We start from the raw sequence: 25,100 nt of genomic DNA on the forward strand, positions 1-25,100 counted from the left end.
TGAGATTCAATGGAACGCTTTATCGAAAACGCAATGTATGCCTCCCGCTGGTTGCTGGCGCCGATCTATTTCGGCTTGTCCCTAGGGTTGTTGGCACTGGCGCTTAAATTTTTCCAGGAAGTCTTCCACGTCATTCCCAATGTTTTCTCGATGGCTGAATCGGACCTGATCCTGGTCTTGCTGTCGCTGATCGACATGGCGCTGGTAGGCGGCTTGCTGGTGATGGTGATGATTTCCGGTTACGAAAACTTCGTATCGCAACTGGACATCGACGATCACAAGGAAAAGCTCAACTGGTTGGGCACCATGGACTCGTCGTCGCTGAAAATGAAGGTGGCTGCCTCGATCGTGGCGATCTCGTCCATCCACCTGCTGCGCATTTTCATGGACGCCAAAAATGTCGATCCCGAGCATTTGAAGTGGTACGTGATCATTCACATGACTTTCGTGGTGTCAGCGTTTGCCATGGGTTACCTGGATAAACTGACCAAGCACTGATCCGGACAAGCTCCCTTGTGGCGAGGGAGCTTGCTCCCGCTGGATTGCGAAGCAATCCCGCTTTTTTGGGCCGCTGCGCAGCCCGACGCGAGCAAACTCGCTCGCCACGAACTCCCGCGATAACAGACAAACGGTCCAGCCAGTGGCTTGTGCTTTGACGCGCCTAGGCATATGCCTGTAAGGGTCGTGGCTCGCCAATGCGTGAGGTGTGTTTCATGAACCTGCAAGAGCTGAATGCTTATGCCGTCGCCGGGAAGGTCGACGAGCTGAATCTGATCTCGATGGAGGGTGGCATCTATCTGCTGGAAGCGCGGATGCATGGCGCGGCGTATCCGTTGAGTGATACCCGCGGACAAATGATGCACCTGCGATCGGTGGAACATGCCCGTGATGTGCTGCGTTCCTTTCCCAAGTTGAACTTCAACCTCGTACATACGCTGGTGCATGACGAGATGTGCGGGCTCGGTGGCATTGAAGAAAGCCTGAAGGTGCCGCTCGAGCAGCGCTCCCCACGTCAGGGCTGACCCCCCTGATCAACGCCATGGCATCTGTGCTAGTCTGCTGGCCCTTTTGGTTCCGGGCGCTCCGGGACGCGCTGTGCACGCACGGCAAGTTCCCGGGCCGTCCGCACAGCGGAGCAGTGTCATGTCCGAAGTAAATCTGTCCACCGACGAAACGCGCGTCAGCTACGGTATCGGCCGTCAGCTGGGCGACCAACTGCGCGACAACCCGCCACCGGGCGTTAGCCTGGACGCAATCCTGGCAGGTCTGACCGACGCGTTCGCCGGTCTGCCAAGCCGCGTTGGCCAGGAAGAAATGTCCGCCAGCTTCAAAGTGATCCGTGAAATCATGCAAGCCGAAGCTGCAGCCAAGGCTGAAGCGGCCGCTGGCGAAGGCCTGGCCTTCCTGGCTGAAAACGCCAAGCGTGACGGCATCACCACCCTGGCTTCGGGCCTGCAGTTCGAAGTACTGACTGCCGGTGAAGGCGCCAAGCCATCCCGTGAAGACACCGTGCGTACCCACTACCACGGCACCCTGATCGACGGCACTGTGTTCGACAGTTCCTACGATCGTGGCCAGCCTGCAGAATTCCCGGTTGGCGGCGTGATCGCTGGCTGGACCGAAGCCCTGCAACTGATGAATGCCGGCAGCAAATGGCGCCTCTACGTTCCGAGCGAACTGGCTTACGGCGCTCAAGGCGTTGGCAGCATCCCGCCGCACAGCGTTCTGGTATTCGACGTCGAGCTGCTCGACGTTCTGTAATGCCCGGCCCGATATGACATCGGGCTAATGTGGGAGCGAGTCTGCTCGCGAAGGCGGTGTGTCAGTCAGCAATGTCGACTGTCAGGTCGCAATCGCCAGCAGGCTCGCTCCCACAGTTTTTGTGCAGCATCATATTTCTATCTTGTGATGCAGCTCATTCGACGGGCGCAATGCCCGGGCGTAGCAGAACAGAAACAGGTTTCGCACCACCTCCTTAAGCACCACAGGCTCGCTCGAGTTCAAGCCATTGAGGTCCAGGTCGCCCTGATCCTGCAGTTCGCTCAAGGCCTCCTCTTCCAGTACGGCACAGACTTCCCCGGTTTCCCGATGAAGGATCCTGAGGTAAGGGTGCGGGCGGTCCAGCCAGGCATCGATCAAATAAGTCATGGGTTCTCATTTCCATTGATTGGGTTCAATGAGAATAATTCCTATTCAATAAATAGCAAGGGCCTATTAGCGGTTCGGGCTTTTTTCTGGGTAAAGATTGCGTAAGGTCAAAACGGCTGGCGTTTGGCTATCGCGAGGATTTGTTGGGTGAAGCGGGGGAGGGCGAAGCACCATCCCACGCCGGGCGCGGGATGGAATACGGCAGGCTCAGACTTTTCTGACGAACTCGGATTTGAGCTTCATCGGGCCGATGCCGTCGATCTTGCAGTCGATGTCGTGATCGCCATCGCACAGGCGGATGTTCTTGACCTTGGTGCCGACCTTGACCACCAGCGACGTGCCCTTGACCTTGAGGTCCTTGATCACGGTGATGGTGTCGCCGTCCTGCAGGACATTGCCGACCGAATCCTTTTTCACTGCATCATCGGACACGCTCTCGGCTTCGCCGACGGCCGACCATTCGTGGGCGCACTCAGGGCAGATCAGCTGGGCGCCGTCTTCGTAGGTGTATTCGGAATTGCATTTCGGGCAGGGTGGCAACGTGCTCACTAAGGCTCCTTGGATTCAGGATCGCTAAAAAGCGCACATTGTATAGGGTTTTAGGCGGGAGAGGGGTGGGATGCTGGCTGGCGCCGATTCCCTGTAGGAGCCGGCCTGCTGGCGATGGATGCTTTATCTGTAGAAGCTAGCCTGCTGGCGATGGATGCTTTATCTGTAGGAGCCGGCTTGCTGGCGATGGATGCTTTGTCTGTAGGAGCCGGCTTGCTGGCGATTGCATCACCCCGGAGTTCCTGAAACACCGAATTGCATGAATCGCCAGCAAGCCGGCTCCTACAGAGCGCGTATCAGTGCGTGCGCGCGACCGAGAACTCGCTCAGCTCAATCAGCGCATCGCGATATTCGCTCGGCGGCAACACGTCGAGGCATTTGATCGCGCGGGCGACGTAATCGCGAGCCAGTTGCGCGGTGTACTCCAGCGAACCCGAGGCTTCCACGGCGGCGCGGATGCTCTCGAGGTCTTCGATGCCGCCTTTCTGGATCGCCTTACGCACCAGGGCGGCCTGTTCCGGCGTGCCTTCGCGCATGGTGTAGATCAGCGGCAGGGTTGGCTTGCCTTCGGCCAGATCGTCACCGACGTTCTTGCCCAGGGTTTGCGCGTCGCCTTTATAATCGAGCAGGTCGTCGACCAGTTGGAACGCCACACCCAGGTGATCGCCGAACATGCGCAGTGCTTCGCTCTGTTCCGGCGTTGCACCGGCCAAGGCCGCGGCGCTGTGGGTCGAAGCTTCGAAGAGCATCGCGGTTTTGCCGCGGATGACTTCCATGTAGGTTTCTTCGGTGGTGCTGGCGTCGCGAACCTTCGACAGTTGCAACACCTCGCCTTCGGCGATGATGCGCGTGGCTTGCGACAGGATCTTCATCACGGGCATGGAGCCCAGCTCGACCATCATTTCGAAAGAACGCGAATACAGGAAGTCGCCCACCAGCACGCTCGGTGCATTGCCCCACATGGCGTTGGCGGTCGAGCGGCCACGGCGCATGCCGGACATGTCGACCACATCGTCATGCAGCAGGGTGGCGGTGTGCAGGAATTCGATGGTCGCGGCCAAAAGTCGCAGGTCATCGCCTTCACGTCCAAGGGCCTTGCCAGACAGCAGCACCAATAAAGGACGCAGGCGTTTACCACCGGCCGAGGTAATGTAATCGCCGATTTTCGATACCAGCGGCACTCGGGAAGTCAGCTGCTTCTTGATGATGCCGTCGACGGCGCTAAAATCGTCCGCCACCGCGCGGTAGAAAGCTTGGGGTTGCATCAGCGACAGTCGCTCCAGAAGGGTTGCGCGGCATGCTAGGACCCACGTCCGGGCCTGTCAAGGCGCGATAGACGGCCTATTGCAAGGCGCTCGTGCCTTGCGTACAATCGCGCACCCTGAACTTCCTGGGCAGCACCTGCCTTACGCAATTGCAAGCGGGCCTTCCAGCCCCATGCAGCCATGCCAGCCAATACCTCTTCTTATAAAGAGCTGGGTGAGCAGGATTATCGGAGAAATACCATGTCTTATGCAGTAATCGTTACTGGCGGCAAGCAGTACAAAGTCGCCCCAGGTGAATACCTGAAGATCGAAAAACTGGAAATCGCTACCGGCGAATCCGTTACCTTTGATCGCGTTCTGTTGGTTGCCAACGGCGACGACGTGAATATCGGTGCTCCAGTTGTTGCTGGCGCTACCGTTGTGGCTGAAGTGATCTCCCAAGGTCGTCACGATAAAGTCCGCATCATCAAGTTCCGTCGTCGTAAGCACCACATGAAGCGTATGGGCCACCGCCAGTGGTACACCGAGATCAAAATCACCGGTATTCAGGCTTAATTTCAGCCTAATTCCTCACTAGGAGAATTGAACTCATGGCACACAAAAAAGCTGGTGGTAGTACCCGTAACGGTCGCGACTCAGAAGCCAAACGCCTTGGCGTGAAGATGTATGGCGGCCAGGCTATCAAAGCAGGCAACATCATCGTGCGTCAGCGCGGCACCCAATTCCACGCTGGCTACGGCGTTGGCATGGGTAAAGATCACACTCTCTTCGCTAAAGTCGAAGGCGTGATCAAGTTCGAAGTAAAAGGCGCCTTCGGTCGTCGTTACGTGAGCGTAGTCGCAGCTTAATTGCGCGATCGCTGGAAAAGCCCTGTCTCGCGACGGGGCTTTTTCGTTTGTGGGGTGAGTCTCTTGCAAAGCTGTTTGTATGGGCTGTCGGCGTACGATGTAGGTGTCGTGGTTTGGGGTCGCTGCGCTCATTTTTGCAAGAGTCTTATGTCTTGATTGTTTTTCGGCTCGTCCGTATGGCGAGAGGCGTTTGTTATGAAGTTTGTTGATGAAGTATCGATTCGCGTAAAGGCTGGTGATGGCGGCAATGGCGCCATGAGTTTCCGTCGGGAAAAATTCATCGAGAACGGTGGCCCGAACGGCGGTGATGGCGGTGACGGCGGTTCCATCTACATGATGGCCGACGAAAACCTCAACACCCTGGTCGATTACCGTTACACCCGGCACTTCGATGCCGAGCGTGGCTCCAACGGCGGCAGCACTGACTGCACCGGCAAGAAGGGCGAGGACCTGATCCTGCGTGTACCTGTTGGTACCACGGTGATCGACTCGGCCACTCAAGAAGTGATCGGCGACCTGACCAAGGCTGGCCAGAAATTGATGGTGGTGCAGGGCGGTTGGCACGGTCTGGGCAACACCCGTTTCAAATCCAGTACCAACCGTGCGCCGCGCCAGACCACTCCAGGTAAGCCGGGTGAGCAGCGCGACCTGAAGCTGGAAATGAAAGTACTGGCTGACGTGGGTCTGCTGGGTTTGCCGAACGCCGGCAAAAGCACCTTTATTCGTTCGGTATCGGCCGCCAAGCCGAAAGTCGCCGATTACCCGTTCACCACTCTGGTGCCGAACCTGGGTGTGGTCAGCGTTGATCGCTGGAAGAGTTTCGTGGTCGCGGACATCCCGGGTCTCATCGAAGGCGCTTCCGATGGCGCGGGCCTGGGGATTCGCTTCCTCAAGCACTTGTCGCGTACTCGTCTGCTGCTGCACCTCGTCGACATGGCGCCACTGGATGAAACCAGTGCCCCGGACGCCGCTGAAGTCATCGTCAATGAGCTGACCAAGTTCAGTCCGTCCCTGGCTGAGCGCGATCGTTGGTTGATCCTGAACAAGTGCGACCAGATCCTCGACGAAGAGCACGATGCTCGCGTCAAAGAGATTGTTGATCGTCTGGAGTGGACCGGTCCGGTGTACGTGATTTCGGCCATCGCCAAGCAAAACACCGAGCGTCTGTGCCACGACATCATGCGTTACCTGGAGGATCGTGCTGACCGCCTGGCCAACGATCCCGCCTACAAGGAAGAGCTGGCCGATCTCGATCAGCGCATCGAAGATGAAGCCCGTGCCCAGTTGCAGGCGCTGGACGATCAGCGTGCCCTGCGTCGCAGTGGCGTGAAGTCGGTCCACGACATCGGCGACGATGATTGGGACGAAGAAGATGTGGATGATGAAGACGGTCCGGAAATCATTTACGTGCGTGACTGATTCGTTGCGATAAACTTAAGCGCCGCTCAATCGAGCGGCGTTTTAGTATCCGGAAATCGATCGTTGGTCACGAATAACCACGAATAACGTCATGGGCAGTGCCAGGTCGCACTGTTCCTCAAGCTAAGGTTGAAGATGATGCGGAGCAAGGTGACAGGTGCGCAGCGTTGGGTCGTGAAGATCGGCAGCGCTTTGCTGACGGCGGACGGCAAAGGCCTGGATCGCGCGGCAATGGGTGTCTGGGTAGAGCAGATGGTGGCCCTGCATGAAGCGGGCGTCGAGCTGGTGCTGGTGTCCTCCGGGGCGGTGGCGGCTGGTATGAGCCGTTTGGGCTGGACCTCGCGACCCAGTGCAATGCACGAACTTCAGGCTGCTGCTGCAATCGGCCAGATGGGGCTCGTGCAGGCCTGGGAGTCGAGCTTTGCCGAGCATGGTCGGCACACGGCGCAGATTCTCCTGACCCACGACGACTTGTCTGACCGCAAGCGCTACCTGAACGCCCGTAGCACCTTGCGTGCGCTGGTCGAGCTGAAGGTTATCCCGGTGATCAACGAGAACGACACCGTGGTCACCGACGAAATTCGTTTCGGCGACAACGACACCCTGGCGGCGCTGGTGGCCAACCTGGTCGAGGCGGACTTGCTGGTGATCCTGACGGATCGCGACGGCATGTTTGACGCCGATCCGCGCAACAACCCCGATGCGCAGCTGATTTACGAAGCGCGCGCCGATGATCCGGCGCTCGATGCGGTGGCGGGCGGTACCGGTGGTGCGCTGGGGCGTGGCGGCATGCAGACCAAGCTGCGCGCTGCGCGTCTGGCGGCGCGTTCCGGTGCTCATACCATCATCGTCGGCGGGCGTCTTGAGCGTGTGCTCGATCGCCTCAAGGCGGGCGAGCGCATCGGCACCTTGCTTTCGCCTGAGCGCGGCATGCTGGCGGCGCGCAAGCAGTGGCTCGCGGGGCATCTGCAAACCCGCGGCACCCTGGTGCTCGATGCGGGGGCTGTGACGGCGTTGTCGCAAGGTAACAAGAGTTTGTTGCCGGTTGGGGTCAAGCTGGTTCAGGGCAGCTTCCGTCGTGGCGAAATGGTGGTGTGCGTGGCGCCGGACGGTCGTGAGATTGCCCGTGGCCTGGCCAACTACAGCGCGCTGGAGGCACAAAAAATCATCGGTCAGTCGTCTGATGCGATTGTCGGTTTGTTGGGTTACATGGCGGAGCCGGAACTGGTTCACCGCGATAACCTGATTCTGGTTTAAAGGAATATCTGAATGCGTTTGGCAAAAGGATTACTGGGGCTGCTGTTGGCGATGCCGCTGTTGGCTTCGGCTGAAGAAATTGGTCAGGTGTCGACGGTGTTCAAGTTTGTCGGGCCGAACGACCGGATCGTGGTCGAAGCGTTTGATGATCCGAAGGTCGACGGTGTGACCTGTTACCTGTCACGCGCCAAGACCGGCGGTGTGAAGGGTGGTCTGGGTCTGGCCGAGGATCGCGCCGAAGCCTCCATTGCTTGTCGTCAGGTCGGGCCGATCAGCTTCAAGGGTGAGCTGAGGGATGGTGATGAGGTGTTCAAGGAGCGCACGTCGCTGGTGTTCAAGACCATGCAGGTGGTGCGTTTCCTCGACAAGAAGCGCAATACGCTGGTGTATCTGGTCTACAGCGATCGTTTGATCGAGGGCAGTCCGCAGAATGCGGTAACGGCGATTCCGATTTTGCCGTGGGCAAGCGCCCAATAATCTGACGCAATTCAAACTGTGGGCGCGCGCCTGCTCGCGAAAGCGGTGTAACAGTCAACGATAATGTTGAATGTGACGACCTCTTCGCGGGCAGGCTCGCTCCCGCAGTTTTTTTGCGTTCACTAAATCGCAGGCAATAAAAAACCGACCCTGAGGTCGGTTTTTTAATGAACGGGTCGCTTAGGCAGCAGCGGCAACGTTCAGGGCCTTAACGTGGCCATTCAGGCGGCTCTTATGACGAGCAGCCTTGTTCTTGTGGATGATGCCTTTATCGGCCATACGGTCGATAACTGGCACAGCCAGAACGTAAGCAGCTTGAGCTTTTTCAGCGTCTTTTGCGTCGATGGCCTTAACTACATTCTTGATGTAGGTACGAACCATGGAACGCAGGCTGGCGTTGTGGCTGCGACGCTTCTCAGCCTGTTTTGCACGTTTTTTGGCGGAAGGTGAGTTGGCCACCGTCGAGCTCCTCGAAAGACTTTTTAGGAAATAGCAAACAAAATAGGCCGCGAATCATGCCGATGAGTTGAAGTCTTGTCAAGGGCGGAGGAAACGTTCCGCTAAGTGGTCGGTCCCGACCCCATGAAAACTACTGCGCTCGACAATACTGCGTTGAAAACAGCCTCGAAATGCTCATTGACGTTCGTCAACTCCGCTTTCTCGCCTGTTTTCGCCTTGTCTTGCCTTCGCTCGTCACGTTTTCATGAGGTCGGTGGCACAGAATATTTCTTTCCGGCGTGTGACCTGTAAACTCGCGAGCTTTGGCTCTGTGCTGTTGCGGCGCGGAGTATCGCATAAGTGGGCGCTTTATTCGCCTGCTGTTTATCGATAGGCACAAACTCTTTCAATGAATCTGCTCAAATCGTTGGCCGCCGTCAGCTCTATCACGATGCTTTCCCGGGTTCTGGGGTTCGTTCGTGACACCCTCATTGCGCGCACATTTGGCGCGGGAATGGCGACCGACGCCTTCTTTATCGCCTTCAAATTGCCCAATCTGTTGCGGCGAATTTTTGCCGAAGGGGCATTTTCCCAGGCTTTCGTGCCGATTCTCGCCGAATACAAAAGCCAGCAGGGCGATGAGGCGACGCGAACATTCATTGCTTACGTTTCGGGCCTGTTGACGCTGGTGCTGGCGCTGGTCACGGCGTTGGGCATGCTTGCCGCACCCTGGGTCATCTGGGTCACCGCACCGGGTTTCACTGATACCCCGGAAAAATTCGAGCTCACGACCGACCTGTTGCGGGTGACCTTTCCTTACATATTGCTGATTTCCCTGTCTTCGCTGGCGGGCGCAATCCTCAACACCTGGAACCGTTTTTCGGTGCCGGCGTTCGTGCCAACGCTGCTCAACGTCAGCATGATTATTTTTGCGCTGTTCCTGACGCCGTACTTCGATCCGCCCGTGATGGCGCTCGGCTGGGCGGTCCTGGTGGGTGGCCTTGCACAATTGCTTTATCAACTGCCGCACCTGAAAAAGATCGGCATGCTGGTGCTGCCGCGCCTGAATTTGCGCGATACCGGTGTCTGGCGGGTGATGAAGCAGATGCTGCCGGCGATTCTCGGGGTGTCGGTGAGCCAGATCTCGCTGATCATCAACACAATCTTCGCGTCGTTCCTGGTCGCCGGTTCCGTGTCCTGGATGTACTACGCCGACCGTCTGATGGAGTTGCCGTCTGGTGTGCTGGGTGTGGCGTTGGGCACAATCCTGCTGCCAACCCTGGCCAAGACGTACGCCAGTAAGGATCGCCACGAGTACTCGCGCATCCTCGATTGGGGGCTGCGGCTGTGTTTCGTGCTGGTGTTGCCGTGTGCCCTGGCGCTGGCGATACTGGCCGAGCCGCTGACGGTTTCGCTGTTCCAGTACGGCCAGTTCGATGCCCATGACGCGGCCATGACCCAGCGCGCGTTGATCGCTTATTCCGTCGGATTGCTCGGGATTATCGTGATCAAAGTGTTGGCGCCGGGCTTTTATGCGCAACAAAACATCCGTACGCCGGTAAAAATCGCAATTTTCACACTGGTCGTCACGCAGTTGTTCAACCTGGTGCTGATCGGTCCGCTGGCTCACGCGGGCCTGGCGCTCGCCATCAGTGCCGGCGCTTGCCTCAATGCCGGGCTGCTCTTCTATCAACTGCGTAAACAGCAGATGTATCAGCCGCAACCGGGCTGGGCCAAGTTCGGCTTCAAGTTGGTGATTGCGGTGGCAGTGATGTCTGGCGTGTTGCTGGCCGGGATGCATTTCATGCCGGCCTGGGGCGAGGGGCAGATGCTTGAGCGTTTCCTGCGCCTGGGCGCCTTGGTGATTGCCGGTGTGGTGGCCTATTTCGGCATGTTAATGTTGATGGGCTTCCGTTTGCGTGACTTCAACCGCAAGGCGCTGGGCTGAAGATAAAACCTCCATAAATACGGGCGAGCCGACATTTTTGTCGGCTCGATTACTTTGGGATACGGTGTTGCCTGTCGTCGGCCGCCGGGTGTGGTTATAATCGACCACTTTATGAGCAAGAAGCGCGTTATGCAGCTGGTTCGAGGCCTCCACAATCTGCGCCCCCAGCATCGGGGCTGTGTCGCCACTATTGGCAACTTTGACGGTGTACACCGTGGCCACCAGGCTATCCTGGCGCGTTTGCGTGAGCGTGCGCTGGAGTTGGGCGTGCCCAGCTGCGTGGTGATTTTCGAGCCGCAGCCGCGAGAGTTTTTCGCGCCGGACACCGCACCGGCCCGTCTGGCCCGTTTGCGTGACAAACTGCAACTGCTGGCCGCCGAAGGCGTCGACCGGGTCTTGTGCCTGGCTTTCAACCATCGCCTGAGCAAGCTCAGCGCCAGCGAGTTCGTCGACACCATTCTGGTGGATGGCCTTGGCGTGCAGCATCTTGAAGTCGGTGACGACTTCCGTTTCGGCTGTGACCGGGTAGGGGATTTCGATTTCCTGCAACAGGCCGGCGTCATACAGGGCTTCACCGTTGAAGCGGCGCAGACCGTCGAGCTCGATGGCATTCGGGTCAGCAGTACCCAGGTGCGTAATGCCCTGGCGGCTGCCGATTTTGGCCTCGCCGAACGGTTGCTCGGTCGCCCGTACCGGATTGCCGGTCGCGTGCTGCATGGGCAGAAACTGGCGCGCCAACTGGGCACGCCCACTGCCAATATTCAACTCAAGCGCCGTCGCGTGCCGTTCACCGGGGTTTACCTGGTCAGTGTCGACCTCGACGGCAAGACCTGGCCGGGTGTCGCCAATATCGGCGTTCGACCTACGGTCCAAGGGGATGGCAAAGCCCACCTCGAAGTCCATCTTTTAGATTTTGCCGGCGATCTGTATGACCGGCGTATGACGGTGGTTTTCCACCAAAAGCTGCGTGAAGAGCAGCGCTTCGCCTCTCTGGAGGCGCTTAAGACGGCGATCAATGCGGATGTCGCCGCCGCCCGTGCCCTGTCGCACCTAGCGCCAATCGCTAATGAAGAGCCTTAAATGACCGACTATAAAGCCACGCTAAACCTTCCGGACACCGCCTTCCCAATGAAGGCCGGCCTGCCACAGCGCGAACCGCAGATTCTGCAGCGCTGGGACAGTATTGGCCTGTACGGAAAGTTGCGCGAGATTGGCAAGGATCGTCCGAAGTTCGTCCTGCACGACGGTCCTCCGTACGCCAACGGCACGATCCACATCGGTCACGCACTGAACAAGATTCTCAAGGACATGATCATTCGCTCGAAGACCCTGTCGGGCTTCGACGCGCCTTATGTTCCGGGCTGGGACTGCCACGGTCTGCCGATCGAGCACAAAGTCGAAGTGACCCACGGCAAGAACCTGGGCGCGGACAAGACCCGCGAACTGTGCCGTGCCTACGCCACCGAGCAGATCGAAGGCCAGAAGTCCGAATTCATCCGTCTGGGCGTGCTGGGCGACTTCGCCAACCCGTACAAGACCATGGACTTCAAGAACGAGGCCGGTGAAATCCGTGCCTTGGCTGAAATCGTAAAAGGCGGTTTCGTGTTCAAGGGCCTCAAGCCCGTGAACTGGTGCTTCGATTGCGGTTCGGCCCTGGCCGAAGCCGAAGTCGAGTACGAGAACAAGAAGTCCTCGACCATCGATGTGGCGTTCCCGATTGCCGATGAAACCCAACTGGCTGCCGCGTTCGGTCTGCCATCGCTGGCCAAGCCTGCTTCGATCGTGATCTGGACCACCACCCCGTGGACCATCCCGGCCAACCAGGCGCTGAACGTCCACCCGGAATTCAACTACGCCCTGGTCGATGTCGGCGACAAGCTGCTGGTGCTGGCCGAAGAGCTGGTCGAGTCGTGCCTGGCGCGCTATTCGCTGCAAGGTTCGGTCATCGCGACCACCACCGGTAAAGCGCTGGAGCTGATCAACTTCCGCCACCCGTTCTACGACCGCCTGTCGCCGGTTTACCTGGCCGACTACGTTGAACTGGGCGCAGGCACTGGTGTGGTTCACTCCGCGCCGGCCTACGGTGTGGACGACTTCGTGACCTGCAAGAAATACGGCATGGTCAACGATGACATCCTCAATCCGGTTCAAAGCAACGGCGTTTACGCGACCTCGCTGGAGTTCTTCGGCGGCCAGTTCATCTGGAAGGCCAATCCGGCCATCGTCGACAAACTGACCGAAGTCGGTGCGCTGATGCACACCACTGTCATTGAACACAGCTACATGCACTGCTGGCGCCACAAGACCCCGCTGATCTACCGCGCCACCGCGCAGTGGTTCATCGGCATGGACAAGCAGCCGACCACGGGCGACACCCTGCGCGAACGCTCGCTCAAAGCCATCGAAGACACCAAGTTCGTTCCGGCCTGGGGCCAGGCGCGCCTGCACTCGATGATCGCCAACCGTCCGGACTGGTGCATTTCCCGGCAGCGCAACTGGGGCGTGCCGATCCCGTTCTTCCTGAACAAGGAAAGCGGCGAGCTGCACCCACGGACCGTTGAGCTGATGGAAGACGTTGCCAAGCGTGTCGAAGTCGAAGGCATCGAAGCCTGGTTCAAGCTGGATGCCGCCGAGCTGCTGGGCGATGAAGCACCGCAGTACGACAAGATCAGCGACACCCTCGACGTCTGGTTCGACTCGGGCACCACGCACTGGCACGTCCTGCGCGGTTCTCACCCGATGGGTCACGAAACCGGTCCTCGCGCCGACCTGTACCTGGAAGGTTCGGACCAACACCGTGGCTGGTTCCACTCGTCGCTGTTGACCGGTTGCGCCATCGACAACCACGCGCCGTACCGCGAGCTGCTGACCCACGGTTTCACCGTCGACGAGTCCGGCCGCAAGATGTCCAAGTCCCTGGGCAACGTGATTGCACCGCAAAAGGTCAACGACACCCTGGGCGCCGACATCATGCGTCTGTGGGTTGCCTCGACCGATTACTCCGGTGAAATGGCGGTGTCCGAGCAGATCCTGCAACGCAGTGCGGACGCCTACCGGCGTATCCGTAACACCGCGCGCTTCCTGCTTTCCAACCTGACCGGTTTCAACCCGGCCACCGACCTGCTGCCGGCTGAAGAAATGCTCGCACTGGACCGTTGGGCCGTGGACCGTACTTTGCTGCTGCAACGCGAGTTGCAAGAGCACTACGGCGAATACCGTTTCTGGAACGTGTATTCGAAGATCCACAACTTCTGCGTGCAGGAACTGGGCGGTTTCTACCTCGACATCATCAAGGACCGCCAGTACACCACCGGTGCCGACAGCAAGGCCCGTCGCTCGTGCCAGACCGCGCTGTTCCACATCAGCGAAGCGCTGGTGCGCTGGATCGCGCCGATCCTGGCGTTCACCGCCGACGAGCTGTGGCAGTACCTGCCGGGCGAGCGTAACGAGTCCGTCATGCTCAACACCTGGTATGAAGGCCTGACCGAACTGCCGGAAGGCTTCGAGCTGGGTCGCGCCTACTGGGATCGCATCATGGAAGTGAAGGTCGCGGTCAACAAAGAGATGGAAATCCAGCGGGCGGCCAAGGCCGTCGGTGGCAACCTGCAAGCCGAAGTGACGCTGTTCGCCGAAGACGCCTTGAGCGCCGATCTGGCCAAGCTGAGCAACGAGCTGCGTTTTGTACTGATCACCTCGACCGCCAGCGTTGCGCCATTCGTACAGGCGCCTGCCGATGCAGTCGTTACTGAAGTCAGCGGCCTGAAGCTGAAGATCGTCAAGTCGGCCTTCGCCAAGTGCGCCCGTTGCTGGCACTGCCGTGAAGACGTCGGTGTGAACCCTGAGCATCCGGAAATCTGCGGTCGTTGCGTCGACAACATCAGCGGCGCCGGCGAGGTCCGTCACTATGCCTAATGCCGTTGGTCGCTTCGGGCGACTGAGCTGGCTCTGGTTGAGTTTGTTGGTCCTGGTCATCGACCAGGCCAGCAAGTTCTACTTCGAAGGCAAGCTCGAGATGTACCAGCAGATCGTGATCATTCCCGATTACTTCAGCTGGACCCTGGCCTACAACACTGGCGCGGCGTTCAGCTTCCTGGCTGACAGCTCCGGCTGGCAGCGCTGGTTGTTTGCCCTGATCGCAATTGTGGTCAGCGCGGTGCTGGTGGTGTGGCTCAAGCGTCTGGGGCGAAACGAAACCTGGCTGGCGGTTGCGCTGGCACTGGTGCTCGGTGGCGCGCTGGGCAACCTGTATGACCGCATTGCCCTGGGCCATGTGATCGATTTCATTCTGGTGCACTGGCAGAACCGCTGGTACTTCCCGGCATTCAACTTTGCTGACAGTGCAATCACTGTCGGTGCCGTGATGCTGGCCCTGGATATGTTCAAAAGTAAAAAGACCGGAGAAGCCGTTCATGACTGAACAGGTATTGGCTGAGCAACGCATCGGCCAGAACACGGAAGTCACCTTGCATTTCGCATTGCGCCTGGAGAACGGCGACACGGTGGACAGCACCTTCGACAAAGCCCCGGCGACCTTCAAGGTCGGCGACGGTAACCTGTTGCCAGGTTTCGAAGCGGCGCTGTTCGGTTTCAAGGCTGGCGACAAGCGTACCCTGAGCATTGAGCCGGAAAATGCTTTCGGCCAGCCCAACCCGCAAAACGTGCAGATCATCCCGCGTTCACAGTTCCAGGACATGGACCTGTCGCCGGGTTTGCTGGTGATCTTCAACGATGCGGCCAATACTGAGTTGCCGGGTGTGGTCAAAGAGTTCGATGACGCGCAAGTGACCATCGACTTCAACCATCCGCTGGCTGGCAAGACGCTGACCTTTGACGTGGAAATCATTTCCGTCAAAGCGCTGTAACTGATCGGACACGGTCAAAAATGTGGGAGCGAACTTGCTCGCGAAGGCTGACTGACATTCAACATTGATGTCGTCTGACACACCGCTTTCGCGAGCAGGCTCGCTCCCACGGCAGGTTTCCATAGTTTTCGCTATTTCTTGCGCGCAAGACACGAGGCACAGCATGCAAATCAAACTCGCCAACCCCCGTGGCTTCTGCGCCGGCGTGGACCGGGCGATCGAAATCGTCAACCGCGCCCTGGAAGTATTCGGGCCGCCGATCTATGTGCGCCACGAAGTGGTCCACAACAAATTCGTCGTCGAAGACCTGCGTAACCGCGGGGCGATCTTCGTCGAAGAGCTGGATCAGGTGCCGGACGACGTGATCGTGATCTTCAGTGCCCACGGCGTGTCCCAAGCCGTGCGTACCGAAGCTGCCGGCCGTGGCCTGAAAGTGTTCGACGCCACGTGCCCGCTGGTGACCAAGGTGCACATCGAAGTCGCCCGTTACAGCCGCGACGGTCGTGAGTGCATCCTCATCGGCCACGCCGGACACCCGGAAGTCGAAGGCACCATGGGCCAGTACGATGCCAGCAATGGCGGCGCGATCTACCTCGTCGAAGACGAAAAGGATGTCGCCGAACTGCAAGTGAACAACCCCGAAAAACTGGCGTTCGTGACCCAGACCACCTTGTCCATGGACGATACCAGCCGCGTCATCGACGCCCTGCGTACGCGTTTCCCGGCCATCGGTGGCCCGCGCAAGGACGACATCTGCTACGCCACGCAAAACCGCCAGGACGCGGTCAAGCAACTGGCTGACGAGTGCGATGTGGTGTTGGTGGTCGGCAGTCCGAACAGCTCGAACTCCAATCGCCTGCGTGAACTCGCTGAGCGTATGTCCACGCCGGCTTATCTGATTGATGGTGCCGAAGATCTGCAAAAGAGCTGGTTCGACGGTGTCGAGCGCATCGGCATTACCGCTGGTGCCTCTGCACCGGAAGTGCTGGTGCGTGGTGTGATCCAGCAGTTGCAGGCCTGGGGCGCTACCGGTGCCGATGAACTGGCCGGTCGTGAGGAGAACATTACGTTCTCCATGCCTAAAGAACTGCGCGTGCGCTCCCTGCTTTAAGCGTTTTCCCCTCTGCGCACAACGCCTGCTCAGCCTGCACGCTGCGCAGGCTGACGCGACCGGTCGGCGCCAGCACCACCTGGTACTGGCTCACCGGTTCGCGAGCGGCGCAAACATGTAATGTTCCTGCCTGAAATTCCCCCCTGGCGAACTGTGGCTCACCCAGACTGCTGAAACGCACGAATGTGCTGACCGGTCGGTTGCCGACGATCGGCACCCGCGTACCGCTCTGACGCTCCACCAGCAGCGGATTGCTGGCGTCTTTTTGTCCCTTGCCACTGATATCCAGAATGATTCGCCACCCTTGGCTCCAGTCGCCATTGATGGCGTGGATCATCACGCTCTGATGGCGCGCAATGGCCTCGGTTCTGGCGGTGCGGATGCCACTGTAAAGCGACTCTGCCGCCTGCTCGCGAAGGTTCGATTCGGTGACTGCGGCGAACGCCGGGCTGACCAAATGCAGAACAATCCCGACAATCGTCAGTCCCATAAGCAGTTCAACCAGGCTGAAACCTTGCTGACGCATGACATCCCCTCCCTGGAGTGGTGTGGTCCGCACAATCCATGCACGGCAGATGGCAAATCAACCGCGCTGGGGCGGCTGAATGTTCTAGCGTGTAACTGCAGGTATAGCCGACGGCAACGGAGGGCACTGATGGAACATCGTTCAAAAGGTTTCACGCTGGTCGAGTTGCTGATCGCGTTGGGGATCTTTCTGGTGCTGATCACTCTGGCCGTCCCGGCGTTTACCCGTTCGGCACAAACGACCAGGGCCGACACGGAAATCGGCGACCTGCAACGCAGTCTTAATTTCGCCCGGCTGGAGGCCATTGACCGGGGCGTGACGACACGGCTTCGGCCCACGGCGGGCGGCAGCGTCTGGACCGGGGAGCTGGCGGTTTATGACAGTACTGGCACTTCGGCCAATGTATTGCGGGTTGTTCCAGCGATGGGCAGCGGAGCGACTCTGACGCTAACCTCAGGAGTGACCGCCATTGATTTCAACAATCTCGGAGGGCTGTCGTCATCGTCTACGGCGGTGGTGATCAGCTATGTACTGGGGGCGCAAAGCAGGACGCTGAATGTGTGTTTGAACGGACGAATTCTATTGGGTGGAAGTTGCGGATGAGGCAAGGGCGCAAGCATGCACAGGACGGCATGACGTTGATTGAAGTTCTGGTGGCGTTGTTGATTCTGAGCGTAGGGCTACTGGGCGCTGCTGCTTTTCAATTGAATGCGCTGAAATACACCGACAGTGCGCGCATGACCAGTCAGGCCAGTTTCATCGCCTACGACATGATGGACCGCATCCGCGCCAATTCAGCCGCCGACTACACCGTGACACCGCCGACTTCCGGCAACCTCAACGTAGCCCGGGACCAGGATCTCTACGACTTCACCAGCAATATCGTCAATTTCGGTGGTCCCACCGCCACGGGCAGCATTGCGCTCAATCAGCGGGTTTATACGATCACCATCACCTGGGACGACTCCCGGGCTGCCAACAGTGCCAATTCGCGTCGCAGCTTCGTCCTCACCAGCCGTGCCACCGTCGACCCGGTATCGACGCCATGAACCGCCGGCAAAGAGGCTTCGGCCTGATCGAATTGCTGATCGCCCTGGCCTTGAGCCTGGTGGTGGTGCTGGGGGTTGTGCAGGTTTTCATTGCCTCGAAAAACACCTACGTCAGCCAGAACGCCGCCGCTGCGATGCAGGAAGACGCACGTTTCGTGCTGAGCAAAATGATTCAGGAAATCCGCATGGTGGGCATGTTCGGTTGTCTGGGAACGATTACCGACGCCAGTTCGGCAGGTGAATTCAACGGGGCTCAAATTACCCCGATCAGTTGGGATAACGCCAATCTCAAGCTGACCCTGGTGACGGCGGACGTCGGCAGCAGCGGCGGGACGCCGACCTGGACGGTGATATCGGATTGTCGAAACACGGCGACGGCCTATAGCGACTCGCGCACGCCGGCCTCGGGGCAACTGGCATTCCCGATCCGACGGTTGATCTACAGCTTGAAGAATGGCCAGTTGACGATGGGTGTCGGCAGAGGCACACCGGCCCAGCAGGTGCTGGTGGATAACGTCAGTGCCTTCAACGTGAGTTTCGGCCTCGCCAGTTCTGCGGCCGATTCGTCGGCCTCCAGTTACAGCAGCAACCCGTCTGACCCCGCGCGCATTCGTAGCGTGCGATTGAGCCTGACCCTCACCGACCCTAAAAACCGGGTCAGCAATCAAACCTTCAACGTGGTTGCCGCGCTGCGCAACCGCCTGCCATGAGCGGAGGGCCGATGAATTTCTCTGCCGTGGCTTCTCATCCTCAGCGTGGCATGGCGTTGCTGGTCAGTCTGGTGTTTCTGTTGTTGCTGACGTTGATTGGTGTTTCATCGATGCAGAACGCCACCCTGCAGGAAAAGATGGCCGGCAGTGTGAGCTTGCGCAATCAATCGTTTCAGGGCGCCGAAGCGGCGTTGCGTGTCGGTGAAAGTGCGGTGCAACTCGACAGCTATTCATTGGCAGTGTGCAGCGGCACCAGTCAGTGCGCGCCGCCGGCCGAGTCTGCCACCGTCAAGGCCGCCGGTTTCAATGCCACCTCGGGTGTGACCTGGATCGCTTCGGGCAATGGCTTTTATGGGGTGCAGAATATTGGCACCACCCTCACGGCCGTGAACGTGCCGAGCAACACGTCGGCGACGTTGTACCGGGTGACCGCCGTGGGCATCGCGGGTAGTTCGCGCAGTGTGGTGGAGAGTATTTATGCGAAGTACTGATGGGGGCGCCGGGCTGTGGCGGATGCTGTGTGGCGTTGCTCTGGGGCTGTATCTGGCGGCACCGGTCTATGCCTTCACGCCGTCGGACTCGCCGCTATTGAGCGCGGCGGCCGTGGCGCCGAATGTGATGTTGATGATCGACAATTCGGGGAGCATGAACAACATCATCTGGGCGCCGGGCTTCGATCCCACGGCCAGTCGTGCGCAGATTGCGATGTGCAACTCCAACCTGTCATGCATCGGTGGTCAGAATCTCGATATGAGTGACACCAACATCGCCCTGTCGAGCCTGAACCGCGGTGGTTGCTCGACCAACGGCAATTGGTACGGTTTCTATCGCGGATTTCTCGGGTTGACGCGGATCTGCCTGAAACTGCCCGACCCCGTCGGCAATGAAAACACCCGCTACACGGCGAACTATCTGGCGTATCTGTTGGGGCTGGCCAACGGTTCAAATCGCGATTTCACCTCGGGCGCCAATGCCATTCCCGATGAGTACCGGATCAGCGTTGCACAGGACGTCTCCAAGAATCTGGTCACCAGCAATCGCTCGTTGCGTATCGGTCTGGCGACGTTCAATCCCCCCGTCAGCAATAACCCAGGCAACGGCGGCTACATTGCCCGGGCGGTCAGTGATCTGTCGGTGGACGCCAACTACAACGCGCTGATTTCTTCGATCAATGGCCTGAGCGCCGTCGCCAACACGCCATTGGCGGAAACCTACTACGAAGTGACCCGTTACATGCGTGGGATGGCGCCTTACTACAACTCGTCGCCCGCCACCTATACCAGTCCGATTCAGTATCGTTGTCAGAAAAATTACGGTGTAGTGATCACCGATGGTTTACCCACGTTCGACCGGACCCTCCCGGGCAATGATCCCCAGGCTGTCACCAAAGGAGGTCCTCGACTTCCCAATTGGGACAGTGTCAACAACGATGGAGATGCTCCGGAAACCGGGGATGAAGAAGGCGACGCTCTTTACCTCGACGACATCGCCAAATTCGCCTTTGACATCGACATGCGTTCCACCGGGACCGACCTGGCGGGTAAAAGCTGGGACGCCAGCGATTTCCCCAAGCAGAACATGAACACCTACACCGTCGGTTTTACTGCGGCGAACCAGATGCTGTCGGATGCCGCCAGCTACGGTCAGGGCAAGTACTATCAGGCGACGGACAGCGCCGGCTTGAACGCCGCGCTGTCTAACGCTCTGAGCGATATCACCTCGAAGGCCGGTTCCGGCGGCAGCGGCGCCACCAGCGGGACGACTCTCGCCAGCGGCACCAGCTACTTCCAGACCAGCTACGACCCCAAGGACTGGCGCGGCACGATCAAGGCCTACGGCTTTACCGCCAGTGGCGCGGTCAATACCAGTGCAGTGCTGTGGACGACTGACACAGCCATCGTGCCCGCAGCCACAGCACCGGTCTATCAGTCCTGGAACAGCCAAACCAACACGGCCGTGACGTTAGCCTACGCCAACTTTTCCACAATCCAGCAAACCACCCTCAATCAGGGCCTGCCCACCGGCATCACCGGCAGTGATCTGGTGGAGTGGAGCAAAGGCATCAACAAGACCGGACTCAAAGTGCGCAGTGTTCTGTTGGGAGACATCATCAACTCACCGTTGGCCCTGGCGTCACCAACGGATAAAACCGCTTCCGATCTTTCCGGCGACAACACCTACAGCACTTACCTGGCCAGCAAAGCGGCCAACATGAATGCCAGCCTGGTGGTCAACGCCAACGACGGTTTTGTAAACGTCATCAACTCCGCCAACGGCGCTCGACGTTACGCCTATATGCCGTCGAGTGTGCTGCCGTCGTTGCGCTATATCGCCGATACGGCGTACATCAACGGTGTCAGCCACAAGTTCCTGGTGGACGGCCAGGTGGGGGTGTTCGATGCCCAGTTCAACAGTGCCTGGAAAACCCTCGCGCTGGGCGGCACCGGGGCGGGAGGGCGAACGTTCTATGCGCTGCAATTGTTCGATGCATCGGCCGGTAACGCGACCAGGGCGTTGTGGGAAATCAGCGCGCCGGCCACCCCGAACACGGCCAACGCTTTCAATGATCTGGGTTATGCCTATGCCCGTCCGGAAGTGGCACGCTTGGCTGACGGTCGGTGGGCTGCATTCATTTCCAATGGCTACGGCAGCAACTCCGGGGTCGCGGCGTTGTACGTGGTCGATGTTCGCGACGGCTCGCTGATCAGGAAAATCATCATCGACAACACCGAAACCAGCAACGGGTTGTCCTCGGTGAAGCTCAAGGTCAACTCGCAGAACGTCGTGCAGGCCGCGTATGGCGGAGACTTGAAGGGGCGGCTGTGGAAGTTTGATTTGAGCGGTACCGCCACGGACACCTGGGGCGTAGCGTTTTCCGGCAAACCGTTGTTTACCGCTGCGGGGGGCGCGACCCAGCCAATCACCGCGCAACCTCTGCTGGCGGATAACTCGCTGGGTGGCAAGGTGGTATTTTTCGGCACGGGGAAATTCAACGAAACGGCGGACAAGACCAACAAGGATTTACAGGCGTTCTACGCGGTGTGGGATGCGGATGGCGGTTCCGGGCAGATCAGCACCTCGAACCTGCAGGTGCAGGCGGTGACCGGTGTGTTCTCGGGCAGCTCAGGCCAATTCATCACCACCAGCCAGAACGAGGTGACCTATCCGGCGGAAAAAGGCTGGTATTTGCCGCTGGTGTACAACAGCGCACTGACTGGCGAGCGGGTGATCAATCAGGCCAGTCTGATCCTTGGGCGAATCGTCTTTACCACGGCCAGCGTCGACACCACTGATCCGTGTGCCAGCTTCGGTACCGGCAAACTGGTCGAACTCGATGCGTTCAGCGGTAAGATGCTCAACTACGCCGTGCTCGACACCAATGGCGATGGCCTGGTCGACAGCAACGATACGGTGTCCAGCGGTGTAATTTTCACCGGTGGCAATCCGACCTTGAACGCCATCGTCAATGGCGGGACCCGCAAGGTCGTGAACGATTCCAGTGGCGGCATCACCACACTGGTGGAAAAATCCGGTGGCGGCAGCCGTCGCATCATGTGGCGACAAATACAGTAAGTGAGAGTTGAGGCATGCACAGATCCAATCGTGGTTTTACCCTGATCGAAATCATGATCGTGATTGCGATCATCGGGATTGTCATGACCATCGCGGCACCGAGCTTCACCGAGTACCTGAAGAAGGGCCGTCGCGCCGAAGTGGCCGGTCTGCTGTCCGAGCAGGCGCAGCTTCTCGAACGGTTCTATTCGCAAAAGAATGTCTACACCGGCGTTGCCGGCCTGAGCCCCGGTAACGATTACTACACCATCGCGTCGACCCTGACCGACCAGACCTTCCTGCTGACGGCTGTGCGCAAAGCCGGTACATCCATGGCGACGGACAAGTGCGGTGATTTCACCATCACCAATACTGGCGTGCGCAGCATGGTCAACGCCACGGCTGGCCTGACCACCAAGGATTGCTGGGGTCGCTGAGTGTTCTTTTCGGGCGCCTTTTGCGCCCTCTGTCTATTTATCGGTTGGATCAGAATATGAACAGGCAACAGCAAGTGGTGATTGTCGGTGGCGGGGTAATCGGCCTGCTGACGGCATTCAATCTCGCGTCCGAAGTGCAGAGCGTTGTGCTGCTGGACCGATCGAACGTCGGGCAAGAGTCGTCGTGGGCGGGGGGTGGCATCGTTTCGCCGCTCTACCCATGGCGTTACAACCCGGCGGTCACCGCCCTGGCTCATTGGTCCCAGGATTTTTATCCACAGCTGGGTGAGCGCCTGTTTGCTGCCACCGGGGTCGATCCCGAGGTGCATGTCACTGGCCTGTACTGGCTCGATCTGGACGACGAAGCCGAGGCGCTGGCCTGGGCGGCACGGGAGAATCGTCCGTTGCGGTCTGTGGATATCTCGGTGGCGCACGACGCGGTGCCGGTACTGGGTGGTGGTTTTTCCCGGGCCATCTACATGGCCGATGTCGCTAACGTGCGCAATCCGCGCTTGGTGAAGTCGCTCAGGGCTGCGCTGCAGGCACTGCCGAACGTGACGATTCATGAGCAGTGTGAGGTCAGCGGGTTCATTCGCGAAGGCGAGAAGATTGTCGGTGTGCAGACTTCCACGGGCGCGATCAAAGGTGATCAAGTGGTCCTGACGGCCGGCGCCTGGAGCGGCGACTTGCTCAAGAGTCTCGATCTCACGCTGCCGGTCGAACCCGTGAAAGGGCAGATGATTCTCTACAAGTGCGCGGCGGATTTTCTGCCGAGCATGGTGCTGGCCAAGGGGCGCTATGCGATTCCTCGCCGTGACGGGCACATTCTGATTGGCAGTACGCTGGAGCATGAAGGCTACGACAAGACGCCAACCGAATCGGCCCTGGAGAGCCTCAAGGCCTCGGCGGTGGAGCTGATTCCAGCGCTGGCGGATGCCGAAGTGGTCGGGCATTGGGCCGGCTTGCGTCCGGGCTCGCCGGAAGGCATTCCGTACATTGGCCAGGTGCCGGGGTTTGACGGGTTGTGGCTAAACTGCGGGCATTTCCGCAATGGCTTGGTGCTGGCACCGGCGTCGTGTCAGTTGTTTGCCGATGTGATGTTGGGGCGCGAGCCGATCATTGATCCGGCGCCGTATGCGCCGACGGGGCGGATCTGAAGCAGGACCAAAAGATCAATCCAGACCCAGCTTCTTCAGCCTGTAACGCATTGACCTGAACGAAAGATTCAGCCGCTGAGCCGCCGCCGTGCGGTTCCAGCGGGTTTCTTCCAGTGCCTGGAGAATCAGCTGACGCTCGACGTTTTCCAGATACGCTTCAAGATTGTCGATCTGCGTCAAATCCGGCAACCCACCCTCAGGCATGCAGTTTCCCTCGGCCAGTCGCAAGTCGCCGGCCTCGATCTGTTTGTTCTCGCAGAGGGTGTGAGCCCGCTCGAGCATGTTCTCCAGTTCCCGCACATTGCCGGGGAAACGGTAGCTTTTCAGCGCGTCGAGTGCTTGTGGGTGCAGTTTTGCCACCGGTTGACCGGTGTCGGCAGCCAGGCGCTTGAGCACGTGGCTGGCCAACGGCTCGATGTCGTCACGGCGTTCGCGCAAGGGCGGTACGCGCAGTTCGATCACGTTCAAGCGGTAATACAAATCCTGGCGAAAGCGTTCCGCGGCGACTTCGGCGCCAAGGTCCTTGTGGGTAGCGCAAAGAATGCGCACATCGACCACCATTTCCTGCTGGCCACCGACGCTGCGAACGGCTTTTTCCTGAATCGCCCGCAACAGTTTGACCTGCATCGGCAGCGGCAGGTCTGCCACCTCGTCAAGAAACAGCGTGCCACCCTGGGCGGCCTGGAACAGTCCCGGCTTGTCTTCGATGGCGCCGCTGAAGCTGCCTTTGCGATGACCGAAAAACTCGCTTTCCATCAGTTCCGACGGAATCGCTCCGCAGTTGACCGGAACGAACGCCTGGTTGGCCCGCGGGCCGCGGTCATGGATCAATCGGGCCACCAGTTCCTTGCCGCTACCGGATTCGCCACTGATGTACACCGGGGCCTGGCTGCGCGCCAGTTTGTCGATCTGTTTGCGTAAATTGCGCATGGGCAATGAGTCGCCCAGCAGGCGTCGATCAATCACGCCGCCGGGGGCAGGCAGGAGCAGGGCGCTGCTGACCAGTTCCCGCAAGCGATTAAGGTCCACCGGTTTGGTGAGGAAGTCGAATGCACCGGCCTTGAGCGCGTTAATCGCCGTGTCGACGTTGCCGTACGCGGTGATCATGGCCACCGGGGTCTGGGGGTAGCGTTGCTGGATGTGCTGCACCAGCTCCAGGCCGGTGCCATCCGGCAGGCGCATGTCGGTCAGGCACAGATCGAAGGTCTCGCGCTTGAGCAGGGCCAGGGCCTCGCTCGCGTCACGCGCGCTGTAGGTGTCGAGTTTCATCCGTCCCAGGGTGATTTCCAGGAGTTCGCGGATGTCCGGTTCGTCGTCGACGATCAAGACTTTTTGCCGTGGGCTCAT

27 protein-coding genes are annotated in these 25,100 nt (G+C 59.2%); 21 read left to right on the forward strand and 6 right to left on the reverse strand.

What is annotated here, in order from left to right; all coding sequences use genetic code 11:
• The first annotated feature begins 9 nt into the window (after positions 1-9).
• The 3 genes from KHO07_RS04005 to KHO07_RS04015 all read left to right on the forward strand — a co-directional run bounded on the left by KHO07_RS04005 (position 10) and on the right by KHO07_RS04015 (position 1,761).
• A complete protein-coding gene (locus KHO07_RS04005; protein ID WP_150734735.1) occupies positions 10-498 on the forward strand; it encodes a TIGR00645 family protein in 489 nt (162 codons plus the stop codon).
• Between the two features lie 215 nt (positions 499-713).
• Entirely contained in the window at positions 714-1,022 is a 309-nt protein-coding gene (locus KHO07_RS04010) for a DUF6482 family protein (RefSeq protein ID WP_212626523.1), read from the forward strand.
• 121 nt (positions 1,023-1,143) lie between these two features.
• A complete protein-coding gene (locus KHO07_RS04015; RefSeq protein ID WP_053162553.1) occupies positions 1,144-1,761 on the forward strand; it encodes an FKBP-type peptidyl-prolyl cis-trans isomerase in 618 nt (205 codons plus the stop codon).
• A gap of 129 nt (positions 1,762-1,890) precedes the next feature.
• Here KHO07_RS04015 and KHO07_RS04020 read toward each other — a convergent pair whose 3' ends face one another.
• From KHO07_RS04020 to KHO07_RS04030, 3 genes are all read right to left on the reverse strand, one after another.
• On the reverse strand, positions 1,891-2,148 hold the full coding sequence (locus tag KHO07_RS04020) for a hypothetical protein (protein WP_150734737.1): 258 nt from the start codon (positions 2,146-2,148) through the stop codon (positions 1,891-1,893).
• A gap of 207 nt (positions 2,149-2,355) precedes the next feature.
• Positions 2,356-2,697 (reverse strand): zinc ribbon domain-containing protein YjdM, encoded by a 342-nt coding sequence (locus KHO07_RS04025; RefSeq protein WP_212626524.1) that lies wholly within the window; start codon positions 2,695-2,697, stop codon positions 2,356-2,358.
• A gap of 296 nt (positions 2,698-2,993) precedes the next feature.
• Positions 2,994-3,962, reverse strand: a complete 969-nt coding sequence (locus KHO07_RS04030) for a polyprenyl synthetase family protein (protein ID WP_150734739.1) — start codon at positions 3,960-3,962, stop codon at positions 2,994-2,996.
• Between the two features lie 240 nt (positions 3,963-4,202).
• On the opposite strand from KHO07_RS04030, the gene rplU reads away from it, so the two are divergent.
• From rplU to KHO07_RS04055, 5 genes are all read left to right on the forward strand, one after another.
• Complete coding sequence (gene rplU, locus KHO07_RS04035; RefSeq protein ID WP_003176051.1) at positions 4,203-4,517, forward strand: 50S ribosomal protein L21; 315 nt, start codon at positions 4,203-4,205, stop codon at positions 4,515-4,517.
• A gap of 35 nt (positions 4,518-4,552) precedes the next feature.
• Complete coding sequence (rpmA, locus tag KHO07_RS04040) at positions 4,553-4,810, forward strand: 50S ribosomal protein L27 (RefSeq protein WP_003281574.1); 258 nt, start codon at positions 4,553-4,555, stop codon at positions 4,808-4,810.
• A 195-nt stretch (positions 4,811-5,005) separates the two neighbouring features.
• Positions 5,006-6,229, forward strand: coding sequence for an Obg family GTPase CgtA (gene cgtA, locus KHO07_RS04045; protein WP_075948392.1), 1,224 nt, complete (start codon positions 5,006-5,008; stop codon positions 6,227-6,229).
• Between the two features lie 138 nt (positions 6,230-6,367).
• Entirely contained in the window at positions 6,368-7,486 is a 1,119-nt protein-coding gene (gene proB, locus KHO07_RS04050) for a glutamate 5-kinase (protein WP_077047080.1), read from the forward strand.
• Positions 7,487-7,498: 12 nt separating this feature from the next.
• On the forward strand, positions 7,499-7,963 hold the full coding sequence (locus tag KHO07_RS04055; RefSeq protein ID WP_150734740.1) for a CreA family protein: 465 nt from the start codon (positions 7,499-7,501) through the stop codon (positions 7,961-7,963).
• A 180-nt stretch (positions 7,964-8,143) separates the two neighbouring features.
• Here KHO07_RS04055 and rpsT read toward each other — a convergent pair whose 3' ends face one another.
• Positions 8,144-8,422, reverse strand: a complete 279-nt coding sequence (rpsT, locus tag KHO07_RS04060; RefSeq protein WP_020798646.1) for a 30S ribosomal protein S20 — start codon at positions 8,420-8,422, stop codon at positions 8,144-8,146.
• Positions 8,423-8,810: 388 nt separating this feature from the next.
• On the opposite strand from rpsT, the gene murJ reads away from it, so the two are divergent.
• The 6 genes from murJ (at position 8,811) to ispH (ending at position 16,322) form a co-directional block, all read left to right on the forward strand.
• Positions 8,811-10,349 (forward strand): murein biosynthesis integral membrane protein MurJ, encoded by a 1,539-nt coding sequence (gene murJ / locus KHO07_RS04065; RefSeq protein WP_150734741.1) that lies wholly within the window; start codon positions 8,811-8,813, stop codon positions 10,347-10,349.
• A 129-nt stretch (positions 10,350-10,478) separates the two neighbouring features.
• Positions 10,479-11,429 carry a bifunctional riboflavin kinase/FAD synthetase gene (gene ribF / locus KHO07_RS04070; protein WP_212626525.1) on the forward strand — a complete coding sequence of 317 codons (951 nt, stop codon included), beginning with the start codon at positions 10,479-10,481 and terminating at the stop codon, positions 11,427-11,429.
• Complete coding sequence (gene ileS, locus KHO07_RS04075; protein WP_212626526.1) at positions 11,430-14,261, forward strand: isoleucine--tRNA ligase; 2,832 nt, start codon at positions 11,430-11,432, stop codon at positions 14,259-14,261.
• Positions 14,254-14,766 (forward strand): signal peptidase II, encoded by a 513-nt coding sequence (gene lspA, locus KHO07_RS04080; RefSeq protein ID WP_150734744.1) that lies wholly within the window; start codon positions 14,254-14,256, stop codon positions 14,764-14,766. The genes ileS and lspA overlap by 8 nt, the downstream gene beginning before the upstream one ends.
• 7 nt (positions 14,767-14,773) lie before the next feature.
• Positions 14,774-15,211 (forward strand): FKBP-type peptidyl-prolyl cis-trans isomerase, encoded by a 438-nt coding sequence (gene fkpB, locus KHO07_RS04085; RefSeq protein WP_172668667.1) that lies wholly within the window; start codon positions 14,774-14,776, stop codon positions 15,209-15,211.
• Positions 15,212-15,374: 163 nt separating this feature from the next.
• The gene (ispH, locus tag KHO07_RS04090) at positions 15,375-16,322 is read left to right on the forward strand and encodes a 4-hydroxy-3-methylbut-2-enyl diphosphate reductase (protein WP_150734745.1); all 948 of its coding nucleotides are present in this window, start codon (positions 15,375-15,377) and stop codon (positions 16,320-16,322) included.
• On the opposite strand, the gene KHO07_RS04095 is transcribed toward ispH, so the two are convergent.
• Positions 16,291-16,848, reverse strand: a complete 558-nt coding sequence (locus KHO07_RS04095; protein WP_150734746.1) for a GspH/FimT family pseudopilin — start codon at positions 16,846-16,848, stop codon at positions 16,291-16,293. The genes ispH and KHO07_RS04095 overlap by 32 nt on opposite strands.
• A 129-nt stretch (positions 16,849-16,977) precedes the next feature.
• On the opposite strand from KHO07_RS04095, the gene KHO07_RS04100 reads away from it, so the two are divergent.
• From KHO07_RS04100 to thiO, 7 genes are read left to right on the forward strand one after another with little or no spacing between them, the layout of a single operon-like run.
• Positions 16,978-17,451 (forward strand): GspH/FimT family pseudopilin, encoded by a 474-nt coding sequence (locus tag KHO07_RS04100; protein ID WP_212626527.1) that lies wholly within the window; start codon positions 16,978-16,980, stop codon positions 17,449-17,451.
• Positions 17,448-17,897 carry a type IV pilus modification protein PilV gene (gene pilV / locus KHO07_RS04105; protein WP_150734748.1) on the forward strand — a complete coding sequence of 150 codons (450 nt, stop codon included), beginning with the start codon at positions 17,448-17,450 and terminating at the stop codon, positions 17,895-17,897. Before KHO07_RS04100 ends, pilV begins: the two co-directional genes overlap by 4 nt.
• A complete protein-coding gene (locus tag KHO07_RS04110; protein ID WP_212626528.1) occupies positions 17,894-18,607 on the forward strand; it encodes a prepilin-type N-terminal cleavage/methylation domain-containing protein in 714 nt (237 codons plus the stop codon). The genes pilV and KHO07_RS04110 overlap by 4 nt, the downstream gene beginning before the upstream one ends.
• An 11-nt stretch (positions 18,608-18,618) precedes the next feature.
• On the forward strand, positions 18,619-19,098 hold the full coding sequence (locus KHO07_RS04115) for a PilX N-terminal domain-containing pilus assembly protein (RefSeq protein ID WP_212626529.1): 480 nt from the start codon (positions 18,619-18,621) through the stop codon (positions 19,096-19,098).
• Positions 19,085-22,180 carry a PilC/PilY family type IV pilus protein gene (locus tag KHO07_RS04120; RefSeq protein WP_212626530.1) on the forward strand — a complete coding sequence of 1,032 codons (3,096 nt, stop codon included), beginning with the start codon at positions 19,085-19,087 and terminating at the stop codon, positions 22,178-22,180. The genes KHO07_RS04115 and KHO07_RS04120 overlap by 14 nt, the downstream gene beginning before the upstream one ends.
• Positions 22,181-22,194: 14 nt before the next feature.
• Positions 22,195-22,596, forward strand: coding sequence for a type IV pilin protein (locus KHO07_RS04125; protein WP_150734752.1), 402 nt, complete (start codon positions 22,195-22,197; stop codon positions 22,594-22,596).
• Between the two features lie 56 nt (positions 22,597-22,652).
• A complete protein-coding gene (gene thiO, locus KHO07_RS04130) occupies positions 22,653-23,753 on the forward strand; it encodes a glycine oxidase ThiO (protein ID WP_212626531.1) in 1,101 nt (366 codons plus the stop codon).
• Between the two features lie 15 nt (positions 23,754-23,768).
• Here the strand turns inward: thiO and KHO07_RS04135 are convergent, their stop codons facing one another.
• On the reverse strand, positions 23,769-25,100 hold the full coding sequence (locus tag KHO07_RS04135) for a sigma-54 dependent transcriptional regulator (protein WP_150734754.1): 1,332 nt from the start codon (positions 25,098-25,100) through the stop codon (positions 23,769-23,771).

Source organism: Pseudomonas sp. PP3, from assembly GCF_905336995.1.
Taxonomy (GTDB): domain Bacteria; phylum Pseudomonadota; class Gammaproteobacteria; order Pseudomonadales; family Pseudomonadaceae; genus Aquipseudomonas; species Aquipseudomonas reinekei.